The sequence below is a fragment of the Aeromonas sp. QDB31 genome (assembly GCF_027707605.1).
In the GTDB taxonomy this organism is placed as follows: Bacteria; Pseudomonadota; Gammaproteobacteria; order Enterobacterales; family Aeromonadaceae; genus Aeromonas; species Aeromonas media.
On sequence record NZ_JAPCIX010000002.1, the window covers coordinates 331649 to 356527 of the forward strand.

A 24879-nucleotide genomic window follows, 5' to 3' on the forward strand; every position below is an offset into this window, starting at 1 on the left:
GGGCCACATTCTAAGTGCAACTGCGTTGCTAAGCCAGAGTTTGCGTGCATGGATAAGATGGGCTGTTGCAGATGGTCAATAGCAAGAAAACGCCGTGAGGTGTTTCTCAAGGTGAAAGCAACTGTGGGATGGCAGTCATGATGACCTTTTATCTCATCGCGAAGCGCCATGAAGAGGTCATCGATGCTTGGGAACGTTGAAATTATTAATATTTTGCATCTTGCCAGTCAGTTTTTTATAAAGATTTATATGGTGATGTCGATAGTGATTGAAGACTAAATTGAATCTTATCTTCTTCGGTGGACACATCATGTCACTCTCTGTTCGTACCAATGTTTCCGCGATGACGGCACAACGTCATCTCGGTACTACATTGGGTACTTTTGACTCTGTATTCAAGCGTTTATCCTCGGGTCTGCGTATCAACAGTGCAGCGGATGATGCGGCAGGACTTCAGATCAGTAATCGTCTGACCAGCGAAATCAATGGTACCAATGGGGCTATTCGCAATGTCAACGATGCCGTCTCCGTCATCAATGTGGCCGATGGGGCGATGGATGAATCGATGAATCTCATGCAGCGTATGCGGACGCTTGCTCTGCAAGCGGGCAGTGGCATCAATTCGGCGGATGACCGCGCCGCACTCAATGCTGAATTCCAGCAGATGCGCCTGGAAATGGATCGGATCGCGACCAAGACGACGTTTGCCGGGCAAAGTCTATTGGCCGGGACATATAAGGGGATATTTTCTATCGGGGCTTATGCTGGCCAAAACATGGTCATCACGGATATGAATGCACAGACCAAAAATTTGGGCGAAATGGTTTGGCAGTCCCGCAGCCCAGTCAGCAGCAAACCCGGCGCTCACAGCATTGATGGTTTACAGCTTGGGGTACAGCCAATCACGCTCAATGGCGTGACGTTTGACAAGAACTATTCAACGATGGAAGCCTTTGTCTCCGACATCAATAGCACCAGCTTTCCCAATAATCAGGGTCCGGTGGAGGCTGTGCAGCATCCATTTTCGGTAAGGTCGTCAATCGATCTGTCCACTCTTCCCTCCTATATCGATATCGAAGGACAGACAGTGGATTTGACGACGGGCATCGACATGACTGGCTGGGATCCTGTGAACCCAACGTCGGAGAATAGTTGGTTGATGGCAACGGTTGTCCATCGGATCAACCTGGCGGCACAATCCGCCGGTCTTGGTTTTTCTGTCAGTGGCTCATATAGCAACGATCCTGCCAATAATCAGCTCACCATCAATAGCTCCCAGGGAAAGAGTCTTACTCTGGCGAATGGCACCACTCATCCACCCCAGCCACCTCAGCCAGCCCCTCCAGCACCCCCAGTTCCACCTATCTCCGCCAATCCGTCACTCTCGGCCTTGCTCACGGATGTGAGCAGCACGACCTATATTGGACAACTTGAGCTCAGCTCTTCGGGTACTCAATATTCAAATATTGATATGGAAGGTAACACCTTGGGCTCCCTTGGTTTTTTCCTTCAAGATAAGCAGAAATATACGGTAGACAACGTAGACGTACTGAACGAGAGCAATGCCAGTCGTGCCATCAAGACACTGGATGCAGGTATGAAGCAGCTCGGTGTACAGCGTTCCCATATTGGGGCTCAAGCAAATGCACTTGAGGCAAGGGGGCGTAATTTGAGCATCAGCAATGAAAGCCTGAGTGCTGCCCGCTCACGGATCCGGGATGCCGACATGGCCAGCGAGTCTGCACGCATGGTTCGAATCCAAATCTTGCAGCAGGCCAGTACCAGCATATTGAGTCAGGCCAATAGCCGCCCCAACTTGGCGCTGAGTTTGTTGCAGTCCTGAGCTTGTTGCATATGGAGCTGTAACGGCCGAATGAGACTCTTAAATTAAATTCCCCGATGCGGAACATCGGGGAATTTGAGTAACAGAAGGCAAGTTGGAATGATCTCGTCCTATCCCAGGACCGGACATGCTCAGTACTTTAGATCCGCAGGCCCGTCATGGCCTGGCCGAGCTCGGTGGCGGTGGCCTTGAGGCCGGCGGTGCCGGCGACCGAGGCGCTGGCGGACTCTTCCACCCGGCTGGCCTCGTGGCGCACCTGATCCAGGTTGCGGGTGATCTCTTCAGCTACCGAGCTCTGCTCTTCGCTGGAGGTGGCGATCTGGGTGCTCATCTCCAGCACGGCGTCGCTGTGGTTGCTCAGCTTGTCGATGTCCTGCCCCACTTCTGTGATGAGCTGCTGGCTGCTGGCGGCGCGCCCGACCGTCTTCTCCATGATGTCGTTGAGCGCCCCTGTGCCGGCCTGCAACTCTTCAATCATCTGCTGGATCTCCACCGTGGCCTGCTGGGTGCGGCTGGCGAGGGTACGCACCTCGTCTGCCACCACGGCAAAGCCGCGGCCCTGCTCGCCGGCCCGGGCGGCCTCGATGGCGGCGTTGAGCGCCAGCAGGTTGGTCTGCTGGGAGATGGCGTTGATGACGTTGACCACTTCGTTGATGCGGTTGGCATTGTGGGTCAGCCGCTCGACGGCGCCTGAGGCGTTGCCTATCTCGTCCGCCAGGGTACGGATGGCGGCTATGGTGCGAGCCACCCGCTGGGCGCCGTTGGCTGCCTCCTCGCTGGACTGGCGGGTCTGCAGCAGGGTGTCGTTGGCGTTGCGGGCCACTTCGCGGATTGCCGCCGACATCTGCTCCATGGCGGCGGCCAGGGAGTCCATGTGCTGGCGTTGGGCGCGGGCCAGGGTCTCTCCGTCACTGGCGTGCTCGCGGAACTCGTCGGCGGCCATGGTGAGTGCTACGGCGGACTCCTCCACCAGTTTCACTATTTTGTGCTGGCGATCGGTGAAGCGGTCTATGCTGCCCGCCAGGATGGAGAACTCGTCCCGCACCGGGAAGAAGTTGAGGCGGAAGGTGAGATCCCCGTTCGCCACCGTCTGCAGCGCCTTGTTGGTGGAGTAGAGGGCCCCGGAGACGAAGGTCATCAGATAGTGGGTGATGAGGGCAAGCAGGGCGGCCAGCACGGCGATGATGGTGAGGGTCGTCCCCTGTCCATCCCACATGGAAAAGTTGCCGGCATCCAGGGTGCCGCTGACAAAACCGGCCTGACCGGCCTGGGCACTATATTGAAAGCGATCGCCCTGCTGGGTCAGACCGGCACTGCCGGTGGGCGCCAGGGTGAGCTCGGCCGGCAGGGTGAGGGTGGGCTGCTGGGTGATCAGCTGGGCCGTGGTCTCTACCCGTTGCTTGAGTTGATCCAGCCGGATCTGCATCTGCTGATCATGACCGTCGGCCAGCAAGTACCAGGTGAGGAAGGCGATGAACAACAAGGGGCACCAGAAGGTGATGAGAAATTTTTCGCTGATCGTAAGGTGAATGAGATAACGGTCAACCCACCGGAATTTAACTTCTTTCATAATGGTATTGCGTCCTGCAAGGGAGAGAGTGTCGTGCTCATTATCGCCTTGGGGGAAAATTTCTTAAGGGGAAGGTGTGATAAATGGGAGAGCAATCGTTTATCGTGCGGGTGTGGGGCCAGGTACAGGGGGTGGGGTTTCGTTACTTCACCCGGGAGCGGGCACTGCAGCTGGGGCTCAGAGGACATGCCTACAACCTGGAGGATGGCTCTGTGGAGATCCTCATCGCCGGTCCTGAGCAGAAGGTGCAGATGATGCTGGGCTGGCTGGAACACGGGCCCCGAACGGCCACTGTGACCAAGATGGAGTGCACCCGGGCATTGCCTCCTGCGGGATCCGGTTTTCATACCAACTGAGCAGGCAGGAGGCCGGCAGATGATGGATCAGGGTAAGGGGCTAGAGCAGGCACGCTGTCTCATGGATCAATACTGGGCCGCCACCCTGGCCCTGCGCCAGCGGGCGGGCTCGGAGGAGGTCCATGCCTACCGGATTGCGACCCGTCGCCTGCTCGCCCTGCTCGCCCTGTGGCGTCCCCTGATCCATGAGCCCGGGTTGGAGCGGCGACTGATGCGTGCGGCGGGCAGACTCTCCGCCCTGCGGGATGCCCAGGTCTATGCGGCGCACTTTGGTGGCAAGGCTCAACCCGAGGTTGTGCCCCGGGTGCCCATGCTGACGGTACGACTGGCTCGCTGGCTGGACCGATTGTTGCAAGTCCCTGCCGACTTCAATCCCCTGCCGCTTTTTCAGATGCATCTCGCGCTCGGTCTGGCGGATTGCCTGGCCGAGCCCGGGCTGGAGAGACCGTCGGCCGGCAACAGGCTGCGGCTGCGCCACTGGCACAGGTTGCGGCTGGTTCTGAAGCAGACCCGCTATGGGGTGGAGCTGCTGGTGGGACAGGGGGAGGGCGATCCGGCCTGGCTCTCCATGCTGATCGAGTGGCAGGATAGGCTGGGTCAGTTGCAAGACGCGCGGCAATGGCGCAGGCGGCTGCGTCGCGAGAAGGGGCGTGACAAGAAAGTACGCGCCCTGCGGGAGGCGATACGTTGCCAGTTGCACCAGCTGGACTGCCGACAGGCGGAGCTTGTTGGTCTGCGGATGGCGTTGCAGCGCCAAGATTAGCGGGAAGAAAAAGGGATAAAAAAAGAGAGGCGCCGGGCCTCTCTTTTCAATTGGATGTCGACTGCGCTTACTTGACGCGCATACCTGGCTGGGCGCCTTCCTGGGGCTCCAGGATCCAGAGATCCTTGCCGCCCGGGCCGGCGGCCAGCACCATGCCCTCGGACATGCCAAAGCGCATCTTGCGCGGTGCCAGGTTGGCTACCATCACGGTCAGCTTGCCTTCCAGATCTTCCGGATTGTAGGCGGACTTGATGCCGGCAAACACCTGACGGGTCTCGCCACCGATATCCAGTTGCAGCTTGAGCAGCTTCTCCGCTTCCGGTACGGCTTCTGCCTTCTTGATCAGGGCGACGCGAAGGTCAATCTTGGCAAAATCCTCGTAGCTGATGGTCTCGCTGATGGGGTCGTCTGCCAGGGGACCTGTCGCTTTTGGCGCCTGCTCCTTGGCCAGATCTTCCTTGGAGGCTTCCACCATGGCTTCCACCTTGGCGGGCTCGATGCGGGAGAACAGCGCCTTGAACGGGGCCAGCTGGTGGTTGGTCAGCGGCTTGGCCACGCCATCCCAGGAGAGGGTCTCGCCCAGGAAGGCTTCGGCGCGCTCGGCCAGGTGCGGCATGACGGGTTTGAGGTAGGCCATCAGCACCCGGAACAGGTTGATGCCGACGGAGCAGACGTCCTGCAGCTGTGCATCCGCCCCTTCCTGCTTGGCAATGACCCAGGGAGCCTTGTCATCCACATAGCGGTTGGCTTTGTCGGCGAGCGCCATGATCTCGCGGATGGCGCGGCTGAACTCACGGGCCTCGTAGGCATCGGCAATAGAGGCACGGGCGCTCGCGAACTCGTTATAGAGTTCGGGTTCGCTGCACACATCGGCCAGCTTGCCGTCGAAACGCTTGGCGATAAAGCCGGCGTTGCGGGAAGCCAGGTTCACCAGCTTGTTGACCACGTCCGCATTGACCCGGGAGACGAAGTCTTCGAGGTTCAAGTCCAGATCGTCGATGCGACTGTTGAGCTTGGCTGCGTAGTAGTAACGCAGGCACTCGGGATCCAGGTGCTTCAAGTAGGTGGAGGCCTTGATGAAGGTGCCCTTGGACTTGGACATCTTGGCGCCGTTGACGGTCACATAGCCGTGCACGTTGACCTTGGTCGGCTTGCGGAAACCCGCTCCTTCCAGCATGGCCGGCCAGAACAGGCAGTGGAAGTAGGCGATGTCCTTGCCGATGAAGTGATAGAGCTCGGCGTCGGAGTCTGCCTTCCAGTAGCTGTCGAAGTCGATGTCGCCGCGCTTGTCGCACAGGTTCTTGAACGACGCCATATAGCCGATGGGGGCATCCAGCCAGACGTAGAAGTACTTGCCCGGGGCGCCCGGGATCTCGAAGCCGAAGTAGGGGGCGTCGCGGGTGATGTCCCACTGCTGCAGACCCGATTCGAACCACTCTTGCATCTTGTTGGCCATCTCTTCCTGGATGGCGCCTGAACCACGCACCCAGTCGGCGAGCCAGGCTTCGAACTGGGGCAGATCGAAGAAGAAGTGCTCGGAGTCCTTCATCACAGGAGTCGCACCGGAGACGGCGGATTTCGGATCGATAAGCTCGGTCGGGCTGTAGGTGGCGCCGCACGCGTCGCAGTTGTCACCGTACTGTTCCGGGGACTTGCACTTGGGGCAGGTACCCTTGACGAAGCGGTCCGGCAGGAACATGGACTTTTCCGGATCGAACAGCTGGGAGATGGTGCGGATCTTGATCTTGCCGGACTCCTTGAGGCGGCCATAGATGAGCCCGGCCAGCTCGCGGTTCTCGTCGCTGTGGGTCGAGTGGTAGTTGTCGAAGCTGATGTTGAAGCCGGCAAAATCCCCCTGATGCTCCTGGGATACGGCGGCGATCATCTCCTCGGGAGTGATCCCCATCTGCTGCGCCTTGAGCATGATGGGAGTGCCGTGCGCGTCATCGGCACAGACGAAATGCACCTGATTGCCACGCATTCGCTGATAACGAACCCAGATATCGGCCTGGATGTGTTCCAGCATGTGGCCAAGATGGATGGAGCCGTTGGCATAGGGGAGGGCGCAGGTTACCAGCATTCTACGAGGATCAGTTGCCATAATACGTTCTTGATGTGCCTGTTGGGATGATACAGTGCCGAGCATGTTACCCGAATTGGGGGCGGCCTGCCTAGGGTTGTGGCCCCCGGGGCCTTGGCTGACAGGAACAGCAAGGCGTCGGCAAGCCACTGATTTGTGTGCGGTAACCGTTCACCTCAGGATAACGACAACATAATGGGGAGTTAATGGTGATTGATTCAGTAAAACAGATCCTTGCCGAATTTAAGCCGGCCGGATGGGGCCAGGATCTGGTTGCAGCCGGTTTTGTGCGTGCCGTCGAGCAGCATGAGCAGACCCTGACCATCAAGCTGGTGCTGCCCTTTGCCGGTCAGACCCTGTTTGAACAGATGAAAGAAACGTTTGATGCGCACATCAGGGCCGCCACGGGCGCCGCCATCGTCGACTGGCAGTGCGACATCGAGGTGGCGAGCATGCCTCGCGCCCAGCAACTGGCGGCGGTACAGGGCATTCGCAACATCCTGGTGGTGGCCTCCGGCAAGGGAGGGGTGGGCAAGTCCACCACCGCCGTCAACCTGGCGCTGGCGCTGCAAAAGGAGGGGGCGCGGGTCGCCATTCTGGACGCGGACATCTATGGCCCCTCCATTCCGACCATGATGGGGACCCTCAAGGAGCGCCCCCACAGCCTGGATGGCAAGTTGATGGAGCCCGTCATGGCCTGCGGTCTCAAGACCAACAGCATCGGTTATCTGGTGGCGGAGCAGGATGCCACCATCTGGCGCGGCCCCATGGCTAGCAAGGCGCTGGCGCAGATCCTCCACGAGACCCGCTGGGGCGAGGTGGATTACTTGGTGGTGGACATGCCCCCGGGCACAGGGGACATCCAGCTCACCCTGGCCCAGCAGGTGCCTACGACGGCCGCCCTGATCGTCACCACCCCGCAGGATGTGGCACTGGCGGATGCCCGCAAGGGGATCGCCATGTTCAACAAGGTCAATGTGCCGGTGCTCGGCATCGTCGAGAACATGAGTTATCACGTCTGCAGTGCCTGTGGTCATCACGAGGCGCTGTTCGGTACCGGTGGCGGCAAGAAGATGGCTGAGCAGTATCAAGTGGCGCTGCTTGGTCAGTTGCCGCTGCACATCGACATCCGCCAGCACATGGACGATGGCTGTCCCACCGTGTTCGGTTCACCGGAAGGCGGGCTGGCTGAGGCCTATCTGAAACTGGCCCGTCGGGTGGGGGCTGAACTCTATTTCAGCGGTAAACCGATTTCGACCCCGCTCTACACGGTGGCGCTGGACGAATAATCGGCTGTCGGCCGGTTGCAATGGATTTGGGGTGGGCATGGCCCACCCTTTTTTATATAATGGATCGGTTTAAACAATCCCCAGTGCTCTTCTCTTTAGGTATTTTCAATGTCTGATACTCAACATTCGTGTGTGATCATCGGTATTGCTGGTGCATCCGCATCCGGCAAGAGTCTTATCGCTCAAACCATCTACGAAGAGCTGGTGGCCGAGCTGGGCGCAGGTCAGATTGGTGTGATCACCGAGGATTGCTACTACCGTGATCAGACCCACCTGACCATGGAAGAGCGGGTCAAGACCAACTATGACCACCCCAATGCCCTGGATCACGATCTGCTGGTGCAGCATCTGACCCAGCTGGTGCAAGGGGATGCCGTCAATATCCCCCAATACTCCTATACCGAACACACGCGCATGAGCGAAGTCACCGCTTTCGCACCGCGCCGGGTCATCATCCTGGAAGGCATATTGCTGCTGACCGACAGTCGTCTGCGTGAGCTGATGGATGCCTCCATCTTCATGGATACCCCGCTGGATATCTGCCTGCTGCGCCGTTTGGTGCGTGACGTGCAAGAGCGTGGCCGTACCATGGACTCCGTCCTCAAGCAGTATCAGAAGACGGTCCGCCCCATGTTCATGCAGTTTATCGACCCGTCCAAGCAGTATGCGGACGTAATCGTGCCCCGTGGCGGCAAGAACCGCATCGCCATCGACATGCTCAAGGCGCGTATCCGCCACATGTTGATTGGTTGATATGAAACAAGCCGGGTGATGCCCGGCTTTTTTAAATGAAACTTTTGTCAGGAGAGTCGCCGAATGCGTCTTTGTGATACCGATATCGAACGCCATCTGGATGAAGGCAAGATCGTCATTGAGCCGAGGCCCGGTGTTGAGCGGATCAGTGGCGTCAGCGTCGATGTGCTGCTCGGCAACGAGTTTCGCGTGTTTCGCGATCATGCCGCGCCTTATATCGACCTCGGCGGTACCAGTGCCGAGATGGCCGATGCCATCGATCGGGTGATGAGCGACGAGATCCACATCCCGGACGGCGAAGCCTTCTATCTGCACCCGGGGCAACTGGCGCTGGCGGTGACCTACGAATCCGTGACCCTGCCTGCGGACATCGTCGGCTGGCTGGACGGACGCTCCTCCCTGGCACGCCTCGGCTTGATGGTGCACGTCACCGCGCACCGCATCGATCCGGGCTGGTCCGGTCGCATCGTGCTGGAGTTCTACAACGGTGGCAAGCTGCCGCTGGCGCTGCGTCCCAAGATGAAGATAGGGGCGCTGAACTTCGAGATGCTCTCCGGCGCCGCGGCCCGTCCCTACAACAAGCGGGAAAACGCCAAGTACAAGAGCCAGCAAGGCGCGGTGGCAAGCCGCATCAACCAGGACTGATGTCCGCCTTCATGCTGCTTATATAGAGGGTGCTTCGGCACCCTCTTGCTTTTTCTGCGAAGGGAAGGGGACGTGCTGTACGGCGCCCCATGCGCTGCCGTGATGGTAAAACGCGTATAAAATCGCTGGTTTTGTGGCCCAATGATGGATGTTTGGTGTTGATTGGCGCCTATCCACAAGGTGTAGACGGCCTTTAATTAATCCATGACAAGCCCCATTCCTGCTGGGCCTAAGACATTTTCTGACGGAATGCCCTTTTTTTTTCTTACTGAAATATTTCAACAACGGGTATGGCACACCGAGCCTTCTGGCATAATCCGCCGCAACTCATAAACAGGTTCGTTTTTTATGTTTGAAATGTTTAGTGGTTTGGGTTTGTGGTGGTCAATCGGTTTGGTATTGGCCGTTTTTTTTGTGCTGGCCTATGAGTTCATCAATGGCTTTCACGATACCGCCAACGCGGTAGCAACGGTTATCTATACCAAGGCCATGCCCGCACACACCGCGGTAGTGGCTTCCGGCCTGTTCAACTTTGCCGGGGTCATGATGGGGGGATTGGGGGTGGCCTATGCCATTGTCCATCTGCTGCCCATCGATCTACTGCTCGGCATGGATTCGACCCAGGGTCTGATCATGGTGTTCTCCCTGCTGTTCTCGGCCATTGTCTGGAACCTGGGAACCTGGTACTTCGGCATCCCGGCGTCCAGCTCTCACACCCTGATCGGCTCCATTCTGGGGGTAGGCGGTGCCTATGCCCTGATCAGTGATCAGCCTCTGAAAGAGGGCATCAACGTCGGTAAAGCGATCGACATCATGCTCTCCCTCATCATCTCTCCCACCGTGGGCTTCATCATCGCCGCCTTGCTGCTGTTCGCCATGAAGCGAGTCTGGCTTGGCAGCAAGATCCACAAAACCCCGGAAGAGCGACTGCTGGTGGATGGCAAGAAACATCCGCCGTTCTGGGCCCGTGTGACCTTGATTTGTTCCGCCATGGGGGTGAGCTTCGTGCACGGCTCCAACGATGGTCAGAAGGGTATTGGTCTGGTGATGCTGGTGCTGATCTGCATGGCGCCCGCCTACTTCGCACTGGACATGAGCAGCCGCTCCTACGATCTGGACCGCACCCAAGATGCCAACCAGCGCATCATGGAAATCTACCAGCGCAACCAGGAGCAGGTCTCCACTGTTGTGAACTTCAGTGTGCCTGCCCATGCCCAGGAAGAGTTGATGACTCACTGCGAGGCCGGTGAGGCCCTCGAGGCCATGGCCACCCTGGACAACCGTCTGGGCCAGGTGCGTACCTACGAGGAGATGAGTCTGACCGATCGCCGCGAGGTGCGCCGTCTGCTGCTCTGTATCGATGATACCGCTCGCAAGGTCTCCAAGCTGCCGCTGCCAGCCAAGGAGCTGACCGATCTGGCCAAATGGCGCAAGGATCTGACCGCTACGGCCGAATACGCGCCGACCTGGGTCATCGTCTCCATCGCCTTGGCGCTGGGCTGTGGCACCATGGTGGGCTGGCGCCGTATCGTCTACACAGTGGGCGAGAAGATCGGCTCTTCCGGCATGACCTACAGCCAGGGCATCGCCGCCCAGATCACGGCTGCTGCCTCCATCGGGGTGGCCAGCTTGACCGGCATGCCGGTGTCCACCACCCATATCCTCTCTTCTGCGGTGGCGGGGACCATGGTGGCGAACAAATCAGGCCTGCAGAGCCAGACCATCAAGACCATCTTGCTGGCCTGGGTCCTGACCCTGCCGCTCACCATGCTGCTCTCCGGCGGGCTGTTCCTGATCAGCAACAACCTGTTTGGTGGCTGATAGCTAAAACACTGCATCAATGACAAAGGGCCTGCGGGCCCTTTTTTCATGGCTGGGATCGATTCGGCCACTGCTAGCCGCCATGCTCGGCAACCGACAAAACAAGCCACATATGCCATCAAACAAGAGTGTTCATTTACTGATAATTTCCCGCCAGCTTTCCTCTTCCTCATTTACCCCTCTTGTCAGCAGAAGGGGCTGACCGCAGCCCATCTCGTCTGTTAGGGGGCTAAGCCATCGTCTCACCCTCTCATCAGGGCTTCGGCTCTCGTCCTTCATTCCTTGAATGCATCCGCTCATGACGCACGCCGCTCGGCATCGGTGTGACCGACCATGATTCCTTGTCGAGTTGCGGGGAAACTTGCACTTGCCCTGTGACGGGCTCTCTTGCCACAAAGCGAGAGGGCTGGATAACAGGAGCTAGGGCGGCGCCCCATGGCATTGTCCGTGGCATCTTGGTCGCGACAAAGCAAGAGATGGAGGGGAGTGCAGAGCAGAGAACCCCGGTACCAGAGTTTGTCTTCCCTGAAAGAGGAAGAGGAGCAAGGGGGCAAGGGGGCAAGGGGGCAAGGGATTGAGGACACAGACCAATTGTCAGGCAAAAAAAGAGCCACACGAGGTGTGGCTCTTTTATCAGACTAGACAAGCTAGGGGATCAGGGACGACCCGCCGGGCTGGTTGCTACATTGACGGCGGCTGTGCTGCCACCGTGGCGGCCTGAGCTTACGACTTCGCTACGCTCCAGCGGGGCCTGCTCAACCGGCTCATGGGGGGCCGGGGCAGGCACGGCTGCCGGCGTTGCCATGGGGGCTGAAGCCTTGCGGGCACGAGCCAGTACGCCAGCGCCTTTGGCAACCGGCTTGGTTACTAGCGGGGCGACAACAGGCTCGGGCTGTGCAACCACAGGGGCAACCTGCTCGGCTGCAGGAACTACTTCCTCGGCTTGCGGGGCAGGAACCGGCTCCACCACAACGGGGGCGGCTTCTACCACAGCCTGGTCAGCGACGCTGGCCTCGACCACGACCTGAGTCTCCTCAACAACCACCTCGGCCACAGGTTCGGCAGCGACAGGAGCTGCTTCGATGGCAACAGGGGCTGGCTCGATGGCGGCTGGAGCCGCTTCGACTGCAACGGGGGCTTCAACCACCTCGGCGACCACAGGGGCGGCGACTTCGGTCACCGCCGCTTGCGCCTGCTCATGGGCCTCTTCGGCTACGGCTTCGGCGACCACGTGCTCGGTCAGGGCGGAGGAGGCTTGCAGCGCGGCGGCAACGGCCTCGGCACTCGGGATGGTGATGACAGGCACGGCGGGCTCTTCCACCTTCACCTGAGCAGCATCCGCCTGGGCGGCTGTCGTCAGTTGCACGTCGGCCTGAGGTTCATCATCACGCTGGCCACGGGCATCTTCGTTGATGCGTTTGCGACGCTGGCCTTCGATCCGCTGGCTGCGCGGAGTACGGCGAGAGCGGCGCTGACCTTCGGTCTGCTCCTCTTGCTCACCGACCACGGCCGCAGTCTCGGCCAGATCAGGAGCCTGCTCGTCTACCGGCAGGACAGGGGTGTCGGTGGCGGCGACATCGACCCGAACCTGCTTGCGCAGCTGGCGACGTTCGCGGCGCTCGGCCACTTTCTGCTCTTTTTCCTGACGCGGCTCGGCGCTGACGGCGACAGTCTCGACGGTTTCTACCGCTTCAACCACGACCTCGGCACGGGGCTCGCGCGGAGCACGGGGTTCGCGAGCCGGGCGCGGGGCGCGGGGTTCACGTTCCTGACGGGGCTCACGGGGTTCGCGATCCATACGCGGTTCGTTGCGCACTTCGCCACGGGGTTCACGTTCCATGCGCTGTTCGCTACGCACTTCACCACGGGCTTCACGCTCCTGACGGGGCTCGCGCTCTTTACGCGGACGACGGTTGCGGCTCTCGCCACCCTCGCGGTTGGCAGCGCCTTCACGCTTCTCGCCAGCGTCGGCCGGGTTGCGGTTGCTGCGGTTGTCATCGCGACGACCACGCTGGCCACGGCTGCGGGTTTCGTCACGCTGATGACGGTGACCCTCATCCTTGCGCGCTTCCCGTTGGGCGGCCGGTTTCTCGGCGGGTGCTTTCACCTCAACCTGGGCGGTGTCGGAGCCGAACAGACCGGAGATGGCCTTGAACAACTTGCCAAACAGACCCGCTTCGGCGGCAACCGGTGCCGGTGCTGTGACGGGGGCAGGGGCGGCAACAGAGACGGCCGGTTGAGGTGCCTGGACGAAGCCTTGCAGCAGCGGCTGCTCGCGCTCAATGACCTGAGCCTGCTTGGGCTGGTAGACCGGCTTGGCAATCTCGGTTTTCAGCTCGTAGCTGGCCGCTTCCGGGATCTCGTTCTGACGGATGCGGGTCACTTCGTAGTGCGGGGTTTCCAGATGCTGGTTCGGAATGATGTAAACACGAACATCATTACGCTGTTCCAGGCTTGCGATGGCGGCGCGTTTCTCGTTGAGCAGATAGGCGGCGACATCGACCGGCACTTGGCCGTGAACCTGCTCGGTGTTGTCCTTCATGGCCTCTTCTTCGATGAGACGCAGGATGGACAGGGCGAGGGATTCGTTGTCACGGATGACACCCTGACCCTGGCAACGGGGGCAGATGTGGCTGCTGGATTCGTTGAGGGAGGGACGCAGACGCTGGCGAGACATTTCCAGCAGACCGAAACGGGAGATCCGGCCCAGCTGGATGCGGGCTCTGTCCTGATGGACCGCTTCACGCAGACGATTTTCCACTTCGCGTTGATGGCGAACCGGCGTCATGTCGATGAAGTCGATGACAATCAGACCACCCAGGTCACGCAGACGCAATTGACGGGCAATTTCGTCGGCCGCTTCCAGGTTGGTCTGCAGCGCCGTCTCTTCGATATCGCCGCCCTTGGTGGCGCGGGAGGAGTTGATATCGATGGAGGTCAGCGCTTCGGTCGGATCGATGACGATGCTGCCACCGGAGGGCAGACGCACTTCACGCTGGAAGGCAGACTCGATTTGGCTCTCGATCTGGAAGTGGTTGAACAGGGCGACATCACCCTTGTACAGCTTCACGCGATTGAGGAAATCGGGGCGCACCAGCTCAATGTGCGACTTGGCACGTTCGAAGATGACCGGGTTGTCAATCAGGATCTCGCCGACATCGCGGCGCAGATAGTCACGAATGGCACGCACGATCACGTTGCTCTCCTGGTGGATGAGCACGGGCGCGGTACGGTCCTGTGACGCCTTGTGGATGGAGTCCCAGTGGTTGAGCAGAACGTTCAGATCCCATTCCAGCTCTTCCGGGGATTTGCCGACACCGGCGGTACGCACGATGAGGCCCATGCCGTCCGGCACGGTCAGTCCGCTCAGGGCTTCTTTCAACTCGGTCCGCTCGTCACCCTCTATACGACGGGAAATACCGCCAGCACGGGGGTTGTTCGGCATCAGCACCAGATAGCTGCCGGCCAGACTGATGAAGGTGGTGAGGGCCGCACCCTTGGTGCCACGCTCTTCCTTGTCGATCTGGACGATCACTTCCTGGCCTTCGCGGACCACTTCTTTGATGTTGGGACGACCCTGATAGGAGTAACCGGAGGGGAAGTAATTGCGGGCGATTTCCTTTAACGGCAGGAAACCGTGGCGCTCGGCGCCATAGTCAACAAAAGCAGCTTCAAGACTGGGTTCTACGCGGGTGATTTTACCCTTGTAAATGTTCGCTTTTTTCTGCTCGTGTCCCGGACTTTCAATATCCAAATCGTAGAGCTGTTGTCCGTCAACCAGCGCTACGCGCAACTCCTCTTCCTGAGTCGCGTTGATTAGCATTCTTTTCATTGAGTTCTCATTATTTTGTCATTTTGATTCCTCCACAGGATCCTGCCGGCGCCGGCCTCGGGTCTTCAGCATGCTTGGGCAACCTCCCGGTTGGGGTATGCATGAGGCGCAAACTAAGGGCACTCTGGTTCAGTCTTCTCGAGAAGGCATGAATTAAGGATACCGGTGTGGAGACAATTAAATCGGCTCTGTTTGCGTTCTCCATGCGTTGTACCTCGCACCCGGGAACCGTCATGTTCTTGTATACACGGTGTTTCGGGATTGGGTGGCATACTTTTTGGCCACTTAGTACAAGGCTTGAACACAATGACAAAACCTTGTTTATTATCCCATTTAAACCACTTTTATAGCAAGACGCCATTTTTTAACAAAGCATGCAGCCAAGGGCTGCCGGCGGTGTTAAAATCCGCGCCATGACACAGATACATCAACAAGTGCAGCTGCTCACCATCGAAGCTGAGCATGAAGGGCAGCGCATCGACAATTTTCTCAAGACTCAGTTAAAGGGCGTCCCCAAGAGCCTGATCTATCGCATCCTTCGAAAAGGAGAGGTGCGCGTCAACAAGAAACGCATCAAACCGGAATACAAACTCTGCGCCGGTGACGAGGTGCGGGTCCCTCCCGTGCGCGTGGCCGAGAAGAACGAATTGCCCTCTGCCAACCTCGGCAGCATCCAGCGTCTGGAGAGCCAGATCCTGTTTGAAGACGAGGCCATGATAGTGCTGAACAAGCCGTCCGGCATGGCGGTGCACGGTGGCAGCGGCTTGAGCTTTGGCGTCATCGAGGGGTTGCGTGCCCTGCGCCCGGAAGCCCGCTTCCTGGAGCTGGTGCATCGGCTCGATCGCGACACTTCCGGCGTGCTGCTGGTTGCCAAGAAGCGCAGTGCCCTGCGCAGCCTCCATGAGCAGTTGCGGGTCAAGACCATGCGCAAGCAGTACCTGGCGTTGGTGCGCGGTCAGTGGCAGTCACACGTCAAGGTGGTCAATGCGCCGCTGCGCAAGAACGATCTGCAATCCGGCGAGCGGGTGGTGCGGGTCAGCAGTGACGGCAAGCCCTCCGAGACCCGCTTCCGCATTGCCCGTCAATTTGCCGAAGCGACCCTGGTGGAGTGCAGCCCGATCACCGGTCGTACCCACCAGATCCGGGTTCATACCCAGCATGCCGGCCATCCCATCGCCTGTGATGACAAATACGGTGAGGCGGCGTTTGATGAGAAGATGCGGACCCTGGGGCTGAAGCGGCTCTTTTTGCACGCCTGGAAACTGAGCTTCACCCATCCGGCCGATGATCGCGAGATGCAGGTGGAGGCGCCGCTCGCCCCCGAGCTCGATGCCTTCCTGAACAAGCTGGCACGCTGATGGAGCGCGTCCGACTCGCCATTTTCGATTGGGACGGTACCCTGATGGATTCGGTGGGGCGGATCGTCTCCTGTGTGCAAGCGGCCGCCCGCGACTGCGGCGAGGGGGTGCCCGAGCCGCAGTCCATCCATCAGATCATCGGGCTCAGCCTGGCGGTCGGCATTCCCCGCCTGTTCAATCTGGCAGAGGGGAGTGAGCGGGCCCAGGCCCTGATCGCCCGTTATCGTCACCATTATCTGCATGACGATACACCCAGCCCGCTGTTTGCCGGCGCTCGCGAGTTGCTTTCTGGCTGGCAGGCACAGGGCATTGGCCTCGCAATCGCCACGGGCAAGTCCCGAAGGGGCCTCGACAGTGTGCTGGATGAAACGGGTTTGCGTCCTCTCTTTGCCGCCAGCCGTGGTGCGGATGAAGCGAACTCCAAACCCGATCCCCTGATGTTGACGCAAATTCTGGATGAGCTGGGTTTTGCGCCGCACCAGGCGGTGATGATTGGCGACTCCATCCATGACATGGCGATGGCTGAGGCGTTGCAGATGCCACGCATCGGCGTCACTTGGGGTGTTCATGATCGTGCAAGGTTGGCCGAACATCATCCCGTTGCCATCGTCGATACCATGGATGAGCTGAGGCAACTGCTGGGCTGAGTGCGCACCGGGTTGATGAACACAGAAACAACAATGGGAGCCTTGGCTCCCATTGTTGTTTCTGTTTCCTGCTCAGGGCAGATTGAGGCCGTGACGTGCCAGCAACTCGATCAGGCCGATCAGGGGCAGACCGATCAGGGCGTTGGGATCCCGCCCTTCCAGCCCCTTGAACAACATGATGCCCATGCCTTCACACTTGAAGCTGCCGGCACAATCGAGGGGCAACTCCGCCTTTACGTAACGGCGCAAGGCCGCCTCATCCAGGGAGCGAAAATGCACGGTGAAGGGCTCCACGAGCTGCTCGACCCGGCCATTTGCGGCATTCAGCACACACAGGCCGGTATAAAAGGTGACGCTCTTGCCCTGGGCCATCATAAGCTGTGCCACCGCGTTATCCACCGTGCCCGGTTTGCCGAGAATACGGCCGTCACAGACGCACACCTGATCCGAGCCGATGATCAACCCCTGATCATGTTGGCGGGTGATGGCACTCGCCTTGGCATGGGCCAGGCGGCTGACCAGTGCCTCGGCCGGCTCCCCGGGCAGCGGGGTTTCATCGATCTCGGGGGAGGCGCATAGGAACGGCTGGCCGAGTTTTTCCAGCAGCGCCTTGCGATAGCGGGAAGTGGAGGCGAGGATCAGAGTGGTCTGCATGTGTTGATGATATCCATTTATAAATCAATTGGTTGATTCTAACTGTGACAGAAGGCCCACGCAAACCACCCCGAGCGCCCGTATGCCGGCCTGGGTTTACCACGAAAAAACCGACGACATGCTGGCGACCCGAGCGCGGCGTAACATAGGTTGATGGGACAGGAGTGCGACATGACAAGATACGGTGTGCTGGCCCTGATGCTGCTCTCCCTCGCGAGCTGGGGACAGGAGTGGCAGCCAGAAAAGGGGGAGGGCGGCGTACAGCTCTGGACCCAGGCACGTCCTCCGTCCCCCTTTCTGGCCTTGCGCCTGGAGATGCGGGTCAAGGCGGATCCCATGGCGTTGCTGGCCGTGCTGCGAGACACGGCGCGCCATCGGGAGTGGTTGCCGTCCAGTCGCGAGGTGCGGCTGCTGGCAAGATCCGGCCCCGATGATGACCTGGTTTACACCCGCCTGGCGTCCCCTTGGCCGGTGCAGGACAGGGAGCTCATCACACGCTCCCATCTGATCAGGCGGGCCGGTTGCGCGCTGGTGCTGGAGGTGTGGGCCGAGCCGGACGCCCTGGCGCCTCGCCCAGGTCTGTATCGGATCCGGGAGAGTGCCGGTCGCTGGGAGGCACTGCCACAACGCGATGGCAGCACCCTGATCAGGCTCGAAAGCCATACCAACCCGGGCCGCCATTTGCCGGGCTGGCTGGTCAATCCAATGGCCATCAAGGCGGCGCTGGGCAGCTTTCAGGCCATCCGCCGGTTGATGGAGGCACAACCCAGAGCCGCGCCTAGGCAACGCCTGCTCGGCGGTGGAGGCTGTCCTGCCGCGCCCTGAATCTGGAAATGGAGGTCAAGCCGGGCACCTGGCGAGCGGGGCACGGGATGGGGGAGGGACGTGCAACGGCATAAAAGGCTCACTGACCCCGAGATCCTGGCCAAGGGGGATGACTGTACAGGATCCTGTGCGGGATCCCGCGGTTTATGGCATAATCGGCCACCGATGAACACAAGTTCCCGCATGCAGGGGCTTGTGCAGGTAAAATCATCGGCGGTAAGGACTTTTTCCTTTGACTATCCCTTGTTGGACCTATAATATTCGCGCCCTATGCAAAAGGTGAAGTTGCCCGTTAAGGTTGATCCAGTCCGTAATGCCTTGAAGCTACTCGATTATGTCGGGATAGTGGAAAAGTCGCAGATGCCCAGACTGGAAGCATCAACCGAAGGCTTGCGAAGTGATGTGGACGTCACTCTGCAGTTTGGCAAAGATGTCCAGAAGTTGACCGTTATGAAAGGCACTGCCCATGCCAAGGTTGACCTGGTTTGCCAGCGTTGTGGAGAGGCTTTCGAGCACCTTTGTGAAGCTAGTTTTATTTACACTCCGCTGTTCGAGAGAACAAACGAGGAAGAGCTGCCGGAAGCTTATGAGCCCATTGAGTTGGACGAAAACGGCGAGATAGATCTTCATCAAATCCTGGAGGATGAACTCATCCTCTCGTTGCCTCAGGTGGCCATGCATCCCATGGATGTCTGCCCGCGAGGAAACATGGAAATGACTTGGGGTGACATCGAACCTGCTGATGAGCGGCCGAATCCCTTTGCAGTTCTTGAAGAGCTCAAACGTAAGTGAATTTTAGGAGTTAGCCTACCATGGCCGTACAACAGAACCGTAAAACCCGCGCCAAGCGTGGCATGCGTCGTTCCCACGATGCGCTGACCACTGCAGCCCTGACTGTTGATCAGACCAGTGGCGAAATTCATCGTCGTCACCACGTGACTGCCGATGGTTTCTACCGCGGTAAAAAGGTAATCGCTTAAGGATTGCCTTTGTCTACGCAAACTGTCGCGCTAGACATAATGGGGGGAGATATTGGCCCCTCTGAAACAGTGCCTGCCGCCGTGCAGGCACTGTCTCTTCTGCCTCAACTAAATCTTGTTCTGGTCGGTGACCAACACCTGATCGCCCCTCTGTTGCAGCAACATGGCTTGCTGACTCATCCCCGCGTTCGTCTCGTACATGCATCCCAGGTCGTCGGCATGGGCGAAAAGCCGATCGTCGCGCTGCGTACCCTGAAAGACTCCTCCATGCGAGTTGTGCTCAATCTGGTGAAAGCCGGTGAGGCCGATGCCTGCGTCAGTGCTGGTAATACCGGCGCCCTGATGGCCATGGCCAAATGCGTGCTCAAATCCCTGCCCGGGGTCGACAGGCCCGCCCTCATCAAGGCGCTGCCGACATTGAGCGGAAAACGCACAGTGATGCTGGATCTGGGGGCGAACGTGAGCTGCGATGCCGACACCTTGCTGCAATTTGCGGTGATGGGCTCCGTCGTGGCCGAGCAGGTCGAGGGAATAGCATCCCCCAGGGTGGCGCTGCTCAACGTGGGGGAGGAGGAGATCAAGGGCAATGACCTGGTACGCCACAGTGCCGAGTTGTTGCGCCAGTGCGCCGCGCTCAATTTTGTCGGTTTCATCGAGGGGGACAGGATCTTCAGCGGTGACAGCGACGTCATCGTCTGTGACGGCTTCGTCGGCAACGTGGCGCTCAAGACCGCCGAGGGCGTGGTGCGAATGATGGCCGAACTGGCCGGATATCCTCGCAAAAAACGCAGTTTTCTTGGTCGACTCGCCGGATTTATGTTCAAACGGCGTTTTTCTTACCTGAACCCCGACCAGTATAATGGCGCGAGTCTGTTAGGATTGCGCGGCATTGTGGTAAAAAGCCATGGGCGGGCCGAGCGCCGCGCTCTGTGTCATGCGATTCTGCTGGCCGCACAAGAAGCCAAACACCAACTTCCATTGCAAATTGCAGATCGCCTTGAATCTGTCTTTTCCGACAGGGATTTATAAAACTCTATGCATAGCAAAATTCTGGGTACTGGCAGTTATCTGCCGAGTTCGGTTCGTACCAACGCCGATCTTGAGCAGATGGTTGAAACCAGTGACGAGTGGATCGTGGAACGTACCGGGATCCGTGAACGCCGCATCGCCGGGAGCGACGAGAGCGTCGCGACCCTGTCTCATCAGGCGGCCTTGCGGGCGCTGGATGCCGCAGGCCTGACCGCCGCCGATCTGGACATGATAGTGTTGGCGACCACCAGCGCCGAGAACGCCTTCCCGGCCGCGGCCTGCGAACTGCAGGGGCTGCTCGAGGTACCGGGGATCCCGGCCTTTGACGTGGCGGCGGCCTGCGCCGGTTTCACCTATGCGCTCTCCATTGCCGATCAGTTCGTCAAGTCTGGCGCCGCTCGCCACGTCCTGGTGGTCGGTGCCGACGTGCTCTCCCGCATGTGCGATCCGGAAGACCGGGGCACCATCATTCTGTTCGGGGATGGAGCCGGGGCCGTGGTGATCGGCGCGAGCGAGACACCCGGGATACTGTCTACCCACCTGCATGCCGACGGCCGTTATGGCGAACTGCTCAAGTTGCCGCAGCCTCGCCGTGGCATGCCGGGTGCCGAGCTCGAAGCCTACATGTACATGAAGGGCAACGATGTCTTCAAGGTCGCGGTGACGCGCCTGAGCGAGATCGTGACCGAGACCCTGGCTGCCGCCAATATCGACCCGAGCGAGCTGGACTGGCTGGTCCCGCATCAAGCCAACTTCCGTATCATCAACGCCACCGCCAAGAAACTCGGCATGGGGCTTGACAAGGTGATCCTGACCCTGGACCGCCACGGCAATACCTCCGCCGCCTCCGTGCCCATCGCCTTCGATGAAGGGGTACGTGACGGCCGTATCAAACCGGGCCAGCTAGTATTGCTGGAAGCCTTCGGCGGTGGTTTTGCCTGGGGTTCGGCGCTGGTTCGCCTCTGATACCAAGCGGCGCCGCGCGTCTCGGCGCCCGCTTACCGATTTCGTCTTACCTTAAAGGAATCAATGATGACCCGATTTGCCATTGCCTTCCCGGGACAAGGCTCCCAGAGCGTCGGCATGCTGGCGGAGCTCGCCGAGCAACACGCCGTGATTAAAGAGACCTTCGCCGAGGCGAGCCAGGTGCTGGGTTATGACCTGTTGGCCCTGGTGTTGAATGGTCCCGCCGAGGATCTGAACAAGACCTGGCGCACCCAGCCGGCACTGCTGACCGCCTCCGTCGCCTTGTGGCGCCTGTGGCAACAGCAGGGTGGGGCAACCCCCGCCGTCATGGCCGGTCACAGCCTGGGAGAGTATTCCGCCCTGGTGTGCAGCGGCGCCCTGGCCTTTGCCGATGCGGTCAAGCTGGTTGAACTGCGTGGCCTCGCCATGCAGGAAGCCGTGCCGGAAGGCACCGGCGCCATGGCCGCCATCATAGGGCTGGACAACGACTCCATCGCCGCCAACTGCGAGAAAGCGGCGCAAGGACAGGTGGTCTCTCCGGTCAACTTCAACTCCCCGGGTCAAGTGGTCATCGCCGGTCATAAAGAAGCGGTCGAGCGTGCCAACGTGCTGATGAAAGAGTCAGGCGCCAAGCGTGCGCTGCCGCTGCCGGTCTCGGTGCCGTCCCACTGCGCCCTGATGAAACCCGCAGCCGAAAAACTGGCCGCCGCGCTGGATGGGATCGAGATCAAGGTTCCAACCATCGCCGTCATCAATAATGTCGACGTCTCCTGTGAACAGGATCCGGCCGCCATCAAGCAGGCCCTGGTGCGCCAGCTGTTCAGCCCGGTCCGTTGGACCGAGACGGTAGAGCGGATGGCAAACGACGGTATCACCCTCGAGATCGAGATGGGTCCGGGCAAGGTGTTGACCGGGCTGGCCAAGCGCATCGATCCGCGCGTAGAAGGTATTCACGCCAACGATGCCGCCTCTTTCGAGCAGGCGCTGGCCCAAGTCAAATAAACAGGAGCAAGACATGAGTTTTACCGATAAAGTTGTGCTGGTCACCGGCGCCAGCCGTGGCATTGGTCGTGCGATTGCCGAAACTTTTGCGGCCCGTGGCGCGAAAGTGGTGGGGACCGCGACCAGCGAGAGCGGTGCCGAGGCCATCAGTGCCTATCTGGGCGAACAGGGCTGTGGCATGGCACTGAACGTGACCAGCCAGGAATCCATCGAAACCGTCTTTGCCGCCATCAAGGCACGTTTTGGCGACATCGACATCCTGATCAACAACGCCGGTATCACCCGCGATAACCTGTTGATACGGATGAAAGATGACGAGTGGAATGAGATCATCGACACCAATCTTACCTCCCTGTACCGTCTGAGCAAGCCGGTGTTGCGTGCCATGATGAAGAAGCGCCATGGTCGCATCATCAGCATAGGTTCCGTGGTCGGTACCATGGGCAACGCCGGTCAGGTCAACTATGCTGCCGCCAAGGCCGGCCTGGTGGGCTTTACCAAGTCATTGGCCCGTGAAGTGGCTTCCCGTGGCATCACGGTGAATGCGGTGGCCCCCGGTTTCATCGAAACCGACATGACCAAGGCACTGAATGAAGAACAGCGTGCCGGCATCATGAATCAGGTGCCTGCCGCCCGTTTGGGTGATCCGAAAGAAATTGCTGCCGCTGTGGTATTCTTGGCGTCTGACGACGCTGCCTATATTACCGGCGAAACCCTGCATGTTAATGGCGGGATGTACATGGTGTAATCAATTTGTCGTAAGATCTGTTCAAATTTGCGATAATACGCCGAAGTTTGGCGAATTTCGTGGTTTGACCAGCGGCAAGTCACTTGCAAACTCACGTCAATTGAATACACTACCCCAACCAGACGCAATAGCGTATTTTTAAAGGAAAATTCAGGTCATGAGCAACATCGAAGAACGCGTAAAGAAAATCATCATCGAACAACTGGGTGTTAAAGAGGAAGACGTCAAGAACGCTGCCTCCTTCGTCGACGACCTGGGCGCTGACTCTTTGGATACCGTTGAACTGGTAATGGCGCTGGAAGAAGAATTCGATACCGAAATTCCTGATGAAGAAGCCGAGAAGATCACCACTGTTCAAGCGGCTATCGACTATATCACCGCTAATCAGGAATAAGTTCCTGTTCTGAAAGAAGCGGCCCAAGGGCCGCTTCTTTTATGTTTACTCCCTTTCAAAATACCTCTCGGAGACTAGCTCAGTGTCAAAACGCAGAGTCGTGGTAACCGGCCTGGGGATGCTTTCCCCTGTGGGCAATACTGCCGAATCCAGCTGGCAAGCCCTGCTCAACGGGCAGAGCGGCATTTCTCTCATCGATCACTTTGATGCCAGCGAGTTTGCGACCCGTTTCGCAGGCCTGGTCAAAGAGTTCGATCCAGAACAATACGGCATCAACCGCAAAGAAGCCCGCAAGATGGATCTCTTCATCCAGTACGGCGTGGCGGCGGGGGTGCAGGCACTGGATGATTCCGGCCTCGTCATCAACGAAGAGAATGCGGAGCGGGTCGGCGTTGCCATCGGCTCCGGCATCGGCGGTCTGGGTCTCATCGAGCAGAACCACAGCAGCCTCGTCAACGGCGGCCCGCGCAAGCTGAGCCCCTTCTTCGTGCCATCCACCATCATCAATATGGTGTCCGGTCATCTCTCCATCATGAAGGGGCTGCAGGGCCCGAACATCGCCGTGACTACGGCGTGCACCACGGGTACCCACGCCATCGGCATGGCCGGCCGGATGATCGCCTACGGTGATGCGGACGTGATGGTCGCCGGCGGCACTGAGAAAGCCTCCACCCCCATGGGGATGGGCGGCTTTGCGGCGGCCAAGGCACTCTCTACCCGTAACGACGAACCCCAAAAGGCGAGCCGTCCCTGGGACAAGGATCGCGACGGTTTCGTGCTGGGTGATGGCGCCGGGGTGCTGGTGCTGGAAGAGTACGAACACGCCAAGGCCCGTGGCGCCAAGATCTATGCCGAGCTGGTAGGCTTTGGCATGAGCGGTGACGCCTACCACATGACGGCGCCTCCCTCCGATGGCAACGGTGGCGCTCGCGCCATGAAGAATGCCATCAAGGATGCCGGCATAGCGCCGGAGGCGATCGGTTACATCAATGCCCACGGTACCTCCACCCCACTGGGTGATGTGGCAGAACTGCGTGGCATGAAAGAGGTGTTTGGCGATCATGCCAAGTCCCTGATGATCAGCTCCACCAAGTCCATGACCGGCCACCTGCTGGGGGCGGCGGGGGCCATCGAGGCGATCATCACTGTGTTGGCCCTGCGTGATCAGGTGGCACCGCCCACCATCAATCTGGACAACCCGGATGAGGAGTGCGATCTGGACCTGGTGCCCCATGTGGCCAAACCCGGCCAGTTTGAATATGCCCTCTCCAATTCGTTTGGTTTCGGCGGCACCAATGGCTCCCTGATCTTCAAACGCGTATAA

At 59.3% G+C, this 24879-nt stretch carries 22 protein-coding genes; 18 read left to right on the forward strand and 4 right to left on the reverse strand.

Annotation, left to right across the window (positions count from 1 at the left end):
• Positions 1-310 precede the first annotated feature (310 nt).
• A complete protein-coding gene (locus tag PG898_RS03450) occupies positions 311-1843 on the forward strand; it encodes a flagellin N-terminal helical domain-containing protein (protein ID WP_270823538.1) in 1533 nt (510 codons plus the stop codon).
• A 139-nt stretch (positions 1844-1982) separates the two neighbouring features.
• Here the strand turns inward: PG898_RS03450 and PG898_RS03455 are convergent, their stop codons facing one another.
• Positions 1983-3413, reverse strand: a complete 1431-nt coding sequence (locus tag PG898_RS03455; protein ID WP_043131903.1) for a methyl-accepting chemotaxis protein — start codon at positions 3411-3413, stop codon at positions 1983-1985.
• Between the two features lie 83 nt (positions 3414-3496).
• Between PG898_RS03455 and PG898_RS03460 the strand changes: the two genes are divergently transcribed.
• Both PG898_RS03460 and PG898_RS03465 read left to right on the forward strand, forming a co-directional pair.
• The gene (locus tag PG898_RS03460) at positions 3497-3769 is read left to right on the forward strand and encodes an acylphosphatase (RefSeq protein WP_005328342.1); all 273 of its coding nucleotides are present in this window, start codon (positions 3497-3499) and stop codon (positions 3767-3769) included.
• Positions 3770-3788: 19 nt separating this feature from the next.
• Complete coding sequence (locus tag PG898_RS03465; RefSeq protein ID WP_139751574.1) at positions 3789-4532, forward strand: CHAD domain-containing protein; 744 nt, start codon at positions 3789-3791, stop codon at positions 4530-4532.
• Positions 4533-4599: 67 nt separating this feature from the next.
• On the opposite strand, the gene metG is transcribed toward PG898_RS03465, so the two are convergent.
• Positions 4600-6633, reverse strand: a complete 2034-nt coding sequence (gene metG / locus PG898_RS03470) for a methionine--tRNA ligase (protein WP_042650070.1) — start codon at positions 6631-6633, stop codon at positions 4600-4602.
• 185 nt (positions 6634-6818) lie between these two features.
• Between metG and apbC the strand changes: the two genes are divergently transcribed.
• From apbC to PG898_RS03490, 4 genes are all read left to right on the forward strand, one after another.
• Entirely contained in the window at positions 6819-7901 is a 1083-nt protein-coding gene (gene apbC / locus PG898_RS03475; protein WP_270823539.1) for an iron-sulfur cluster carrier protein ApbC, read from the forward strand.
• Positions 7902-8009: 108 nt separating this feature from the next.
• Positions 8010-8654: a uridine kinase gene (udk, locus tag PG898_RS03480; protein ID WP_041205758.1), complete on the forward strand. Its 645-nt coding sequence runs from the start codon at positions 8010-8012 to the stop codon at positions 8652-8654.
• A gap of 63 nt (positions 8655-8717) precedes the next feature.
• On the forward strand, positions 8718-9299 hold the full coding sequence (gene dcd / locus PG898_RS03485) for a dCTP deaminase (protein WP_005328350.1): 582 nt from the start codon (positions 8718-8720) through the stop codon (positions 9297-9299).
• A 348-nt stretch (positions 9300-9647) separates the two neighbouring features.
• Entirely contained in the window at positions 9648-11120 is a 1473-nt protein-coding gene (locus PG898_RS03490; protein ID WP_226172857.1) for an inorganic phosphate transporter, read from the forward strand.
• Between the two features lie 655 nt (positions 11121-11775).
• On the opposite strand, the gene rne is transcribed toward PG898_RS03490, so the two are convergent.
• Positions 11776-14952, reverse strand: coding sequence for a ribonuclease E (rne, locus tag PG898_RS03495; protein WP_270823542.1), 3177 nt, complete (start codon positions 14950-14952; stop codon positions 11776-11778).
• 413 nt (positions 14953-15365) lie between these two features.
• Here rne and rluC point away from each other — a divergent pair, with 413 nt between their 5' ends.
• Positions 15366-16310 carry a 23S rRNA pseudouridine(955/2504/2580) synthase RluC gene (gene rluC, locus PG898_RS03500; RefSeq protein WP_202619452.1) on the forward strand — a complete coding sequence of 315 codons (945 nt, stop codon included), beginning with the start codon at positions 15366-15368 and terminating at the stop codon, positions 16308-16310.
• Positions 16310-16957, forward strand: a complete 648-nt coding sequence (locus PG898_RS03505; RefSeq protein WP_270823544.1) for an HAD family hydrolase — start codon at positions 16310-16312, stop codon at positions 16955-16957. The genes rluC and PG898_RS03505 overlap by 1 nt, the downstream gene beginning before the upstream one ends.
• Positions 16958-17029: 72 nt before the next feature.
• On the opposite strand, the gene PG898_RS03510 is transcribed toward PG898_RS03505, so the two are convergent.
• Positions 17030-17611 (reverse strand): Maf family protein, encoded by a 582-nt coding sequence (locus PG898_RS03510; protein WP_270823545.1) that lies wholly within the window; start codon positions 17609-17611, stop codon positions 17030-17032.
• A gap of 171 nt (positions 17612-17782) precedes the next feature.
• Between PG898_RS03510 and PG898_RS03515 the strand changes: the two genes are divergently transcribed.
• The 9 genes from PG898_RS03515 to fabF all read left to right on the forward strand — a co-directional run bounded on the left by PG898_RS03515 (position 17783) and on the right by fabF (position 24879).
• Positions 17783-18436: an START domain-containing protein gene (locus PG898_RS03515; RefSeq protein ID WP_270823546.1), complete on the forward strand. Its 654-nt coding sequence runs from the start codon at positions 17783-17785 to the stop codon at positions 18434-18436.
• Positions 18437-18706: 270 nt separating this feature from the next.
• A complete protein-coding gene (gene yceD / locus PG898_RS03520; protein WP_025326977.1) occupies positions 18707-19228 on the forward strand; it encodes a 23S rRNA accumulation protein YceD in 522 nt (173 codons plus the stop codon).
• Between the two features lie 20 nt (positions 19229-19248).
• Positions 19249-19416, forward strand: a complete 168-nt coding sequence (gene rpmF / locus PG898_RS03525; protein WP_005300935.1) for a 50S ribosomal protein L32 — start codon at positions 19249-19251, stop codon at positions 19414-19416.
• A gap of 9 nt (positions 19417-19425) precedes the next feature.
• A complete protein-coding gene (gene plsX / locus PG898_RS03530) occupies positions 19426-20445 on the forward strand; it encodes a phosphate acyltransferase PlsX (RefSeq protein ID WP_041205769.1) in 1020 nt (339 codons plus the stop codon).
• 6 nt (positions 20446-20451) lie between these two features.
• Complete coding sequence (locus tag PG898_RS03535; protein WP_005329561.1) at positions 20452-21411, forward strand: beta-ketoacyl-ACP synthase III; 960 nt, start codon at positions 20452-20454, stop codon at positions 21409-21411.
• Between the two features lie 66 nt (positions 21412-21477).
• Positions 21478-22413 carry an ACP S-malonyltransferase gene (fabD, locus tag PG898_RS03540; protein WP_270823547.1) on the forward strand — a complete coding sequence of 312 codons (936 nt, stop codon included), beginning with the start codon at positions 21478-21480 and terminating at the stop codon, positions 22411-22413.
• A gap of 13 nt (positions 22414-22426) precedes the next feature.
• Positions 22427-23161, forward strand: a complete 735-nt coding sequence (fabG, locus tag PG898_RS03545; RefSeq protein WP_270823548.1) for a 3-oxoacyl-ACP reductase FabG — start codon at positions 22427-22429, stop codon at positions 23159-23161.
• 157 nt (positions 23162-23318) lie between these two features.
• Positions 23319-23555, forward strand: a complete 237-nt coding sequence (gene acpP, locus PG898_RS03550) for an acyl carrier protein (RefSeq protein ID WP_005300909.1) — start codon at positions 23319-23321, stop codon at positions 23553-23555.
• Positions 23556-23637: 82 nt separating this feature from the next.
• Complete coding sequence (gene fabF, locus PG898_RS03555) at positions 23638-24879, forward strand: beta-ketoacyl-ACP synthase II (protein ID WP_043131871.1); 1242 nt, start codon at positions 23638-23640, stop codon at positions 24877-24879.

Excerpts from the sequence above, each read along its gene's own strand:
- PG898_RS03450 (WP_270823538.1), top strand. The coding sequence starts at position 311 with ATGTCACTCTCTGTTCGTACCAATGTTTCCGCGATGACGGCACAACGT.
- PG898_RS03455 (WP_043131903.1), bottom strand. The coding sequence starts at position 3,413 with ATGAAAGAAGTTAAATTCCGGTGGGTTGACCGTTATCTCATTCACCTT.
- PG898_RS03460 (WP_005328342.1), top strand. The coding sequence starts at position 3,497 with ATGGGAGAGCAATCGTTTATCGTGCGGGTGTGGGGCCAGGTACAGGGG.
- PG898_RS03465 (WP_139751574.1), top strand. The coding sequence starts at position 3,789 with ATGATGGATCAGGGTAAGGGGCTAGAGCAGGCACGCTGTCTCATGGAT.
- metG (WP_042650070.1), bottom strand. The coding sequence starts at position 6,633 with ATGGCAACTGATCCTCGTAGAATGCTGGTAACCTGCGCCCTCCCCTAT.
- apbC (WP_270823539.1), top strand. The coding sequence starts at position 6,819 with ATGGTGATTGATTCAGTAAAACAGATCCTTGCCGAATTTAAGCCGGCC.
- udk (WP_041205758.1), top strand. The coding sequence starts at position 8,010 with ATGTCTGATACTCAACATTCGTGTGTGATCATCGGTATTGCTGGTGCA.
- dcd (WP_005328350.1), top strand. The coding sequence starts at position 8,718 with ATGCGTCTTTGTGATACCGATATCGAACGCCATCTGGATGAAGGCAAG.
- PG898_RS03490 (WP_226172857.1), top strand. The coding sequence starts at position 9,648 with ATGTTTGAAATGTTTAGTGGTTTGGGTTTGTGGTGGTCAATCGGTTTG.
- rne (WP_270823542.1), bottom strand. The coding sequence starts at position 14,952 with ATGAAAAGAATGCTAATCAACGCGACTCAGGAAGAGGAGTTGCGCGTA.
- rluC (WP_202619452.1), top strand. The coding sequence starts at position 15,366 with ATGACACAGATACATCAACAAGTGCAGCTGCTCACCATCGAAGCTGAG.
- PG898_RS03505 (WP_270823544.1), top strand. The coding sequence starts at position 16,310 with ATGGAGCGCGTCCGACTCGCCATTTTCGATTGGGACGGTACCCTGATG.
- PG898_RS03510 (WP_270823545.1), bottom strand. The coding sequence starts at position 17,611 with ATGCAGACCACTCTGATCCTCGCCTCCACTTCCCGCTATCGCAAGGCG.
- PG898_RS03515 (WP_270823546.1), top strand. The coding sequence starts at position 17,783 with ATGACAAGATACGGTGTGCTGGCCCTGATGCTGCTCTCCCTCGCGAGC.
- yceD (WP_025326977.1), top strand. The coding sequence starts at position 18,707 with ATGCAAAAGGTGAAGTTGCCCGTTAAGGTTGATCCAGTCCGTAATGCC.
- rpmF (WP_005300935.1), top strand. The coding sequence starts at position 19,249 with ATGGCCGTACAACAGAACCGTAAAACCCGCGCCAAGCGTGGCATGCGT.
- PG898_RS03535 (WP_005329561.1), top strand. The coding sequence starts at position 20,452 with ATGCATAGCAAAATTCTGGGTACTGGCAGTTATCTGCCGAGTTCGGTT.
- fabD (WP_270823547.1), top strand. The coding sequence starts at position 21,478 with ATGACCCGATTTGCCATTGCCTTCCCGGGACAAGGCTCCCAGAGCGTC.
- fabG (WP_270823548.1), top strand. The coding sequence starts at position 22,427 with ATGAGTTTTACCGATAAAGTTGTGCTGGTCACCGGCGCCAGCCGTGGC.
- acpP (WP_005300909.1), top strand. The coding sequence starts at position 23,319 with ATGAGCAACATCGAAGAACGCGTAAAGAAAATCATCATCGAACAACTG.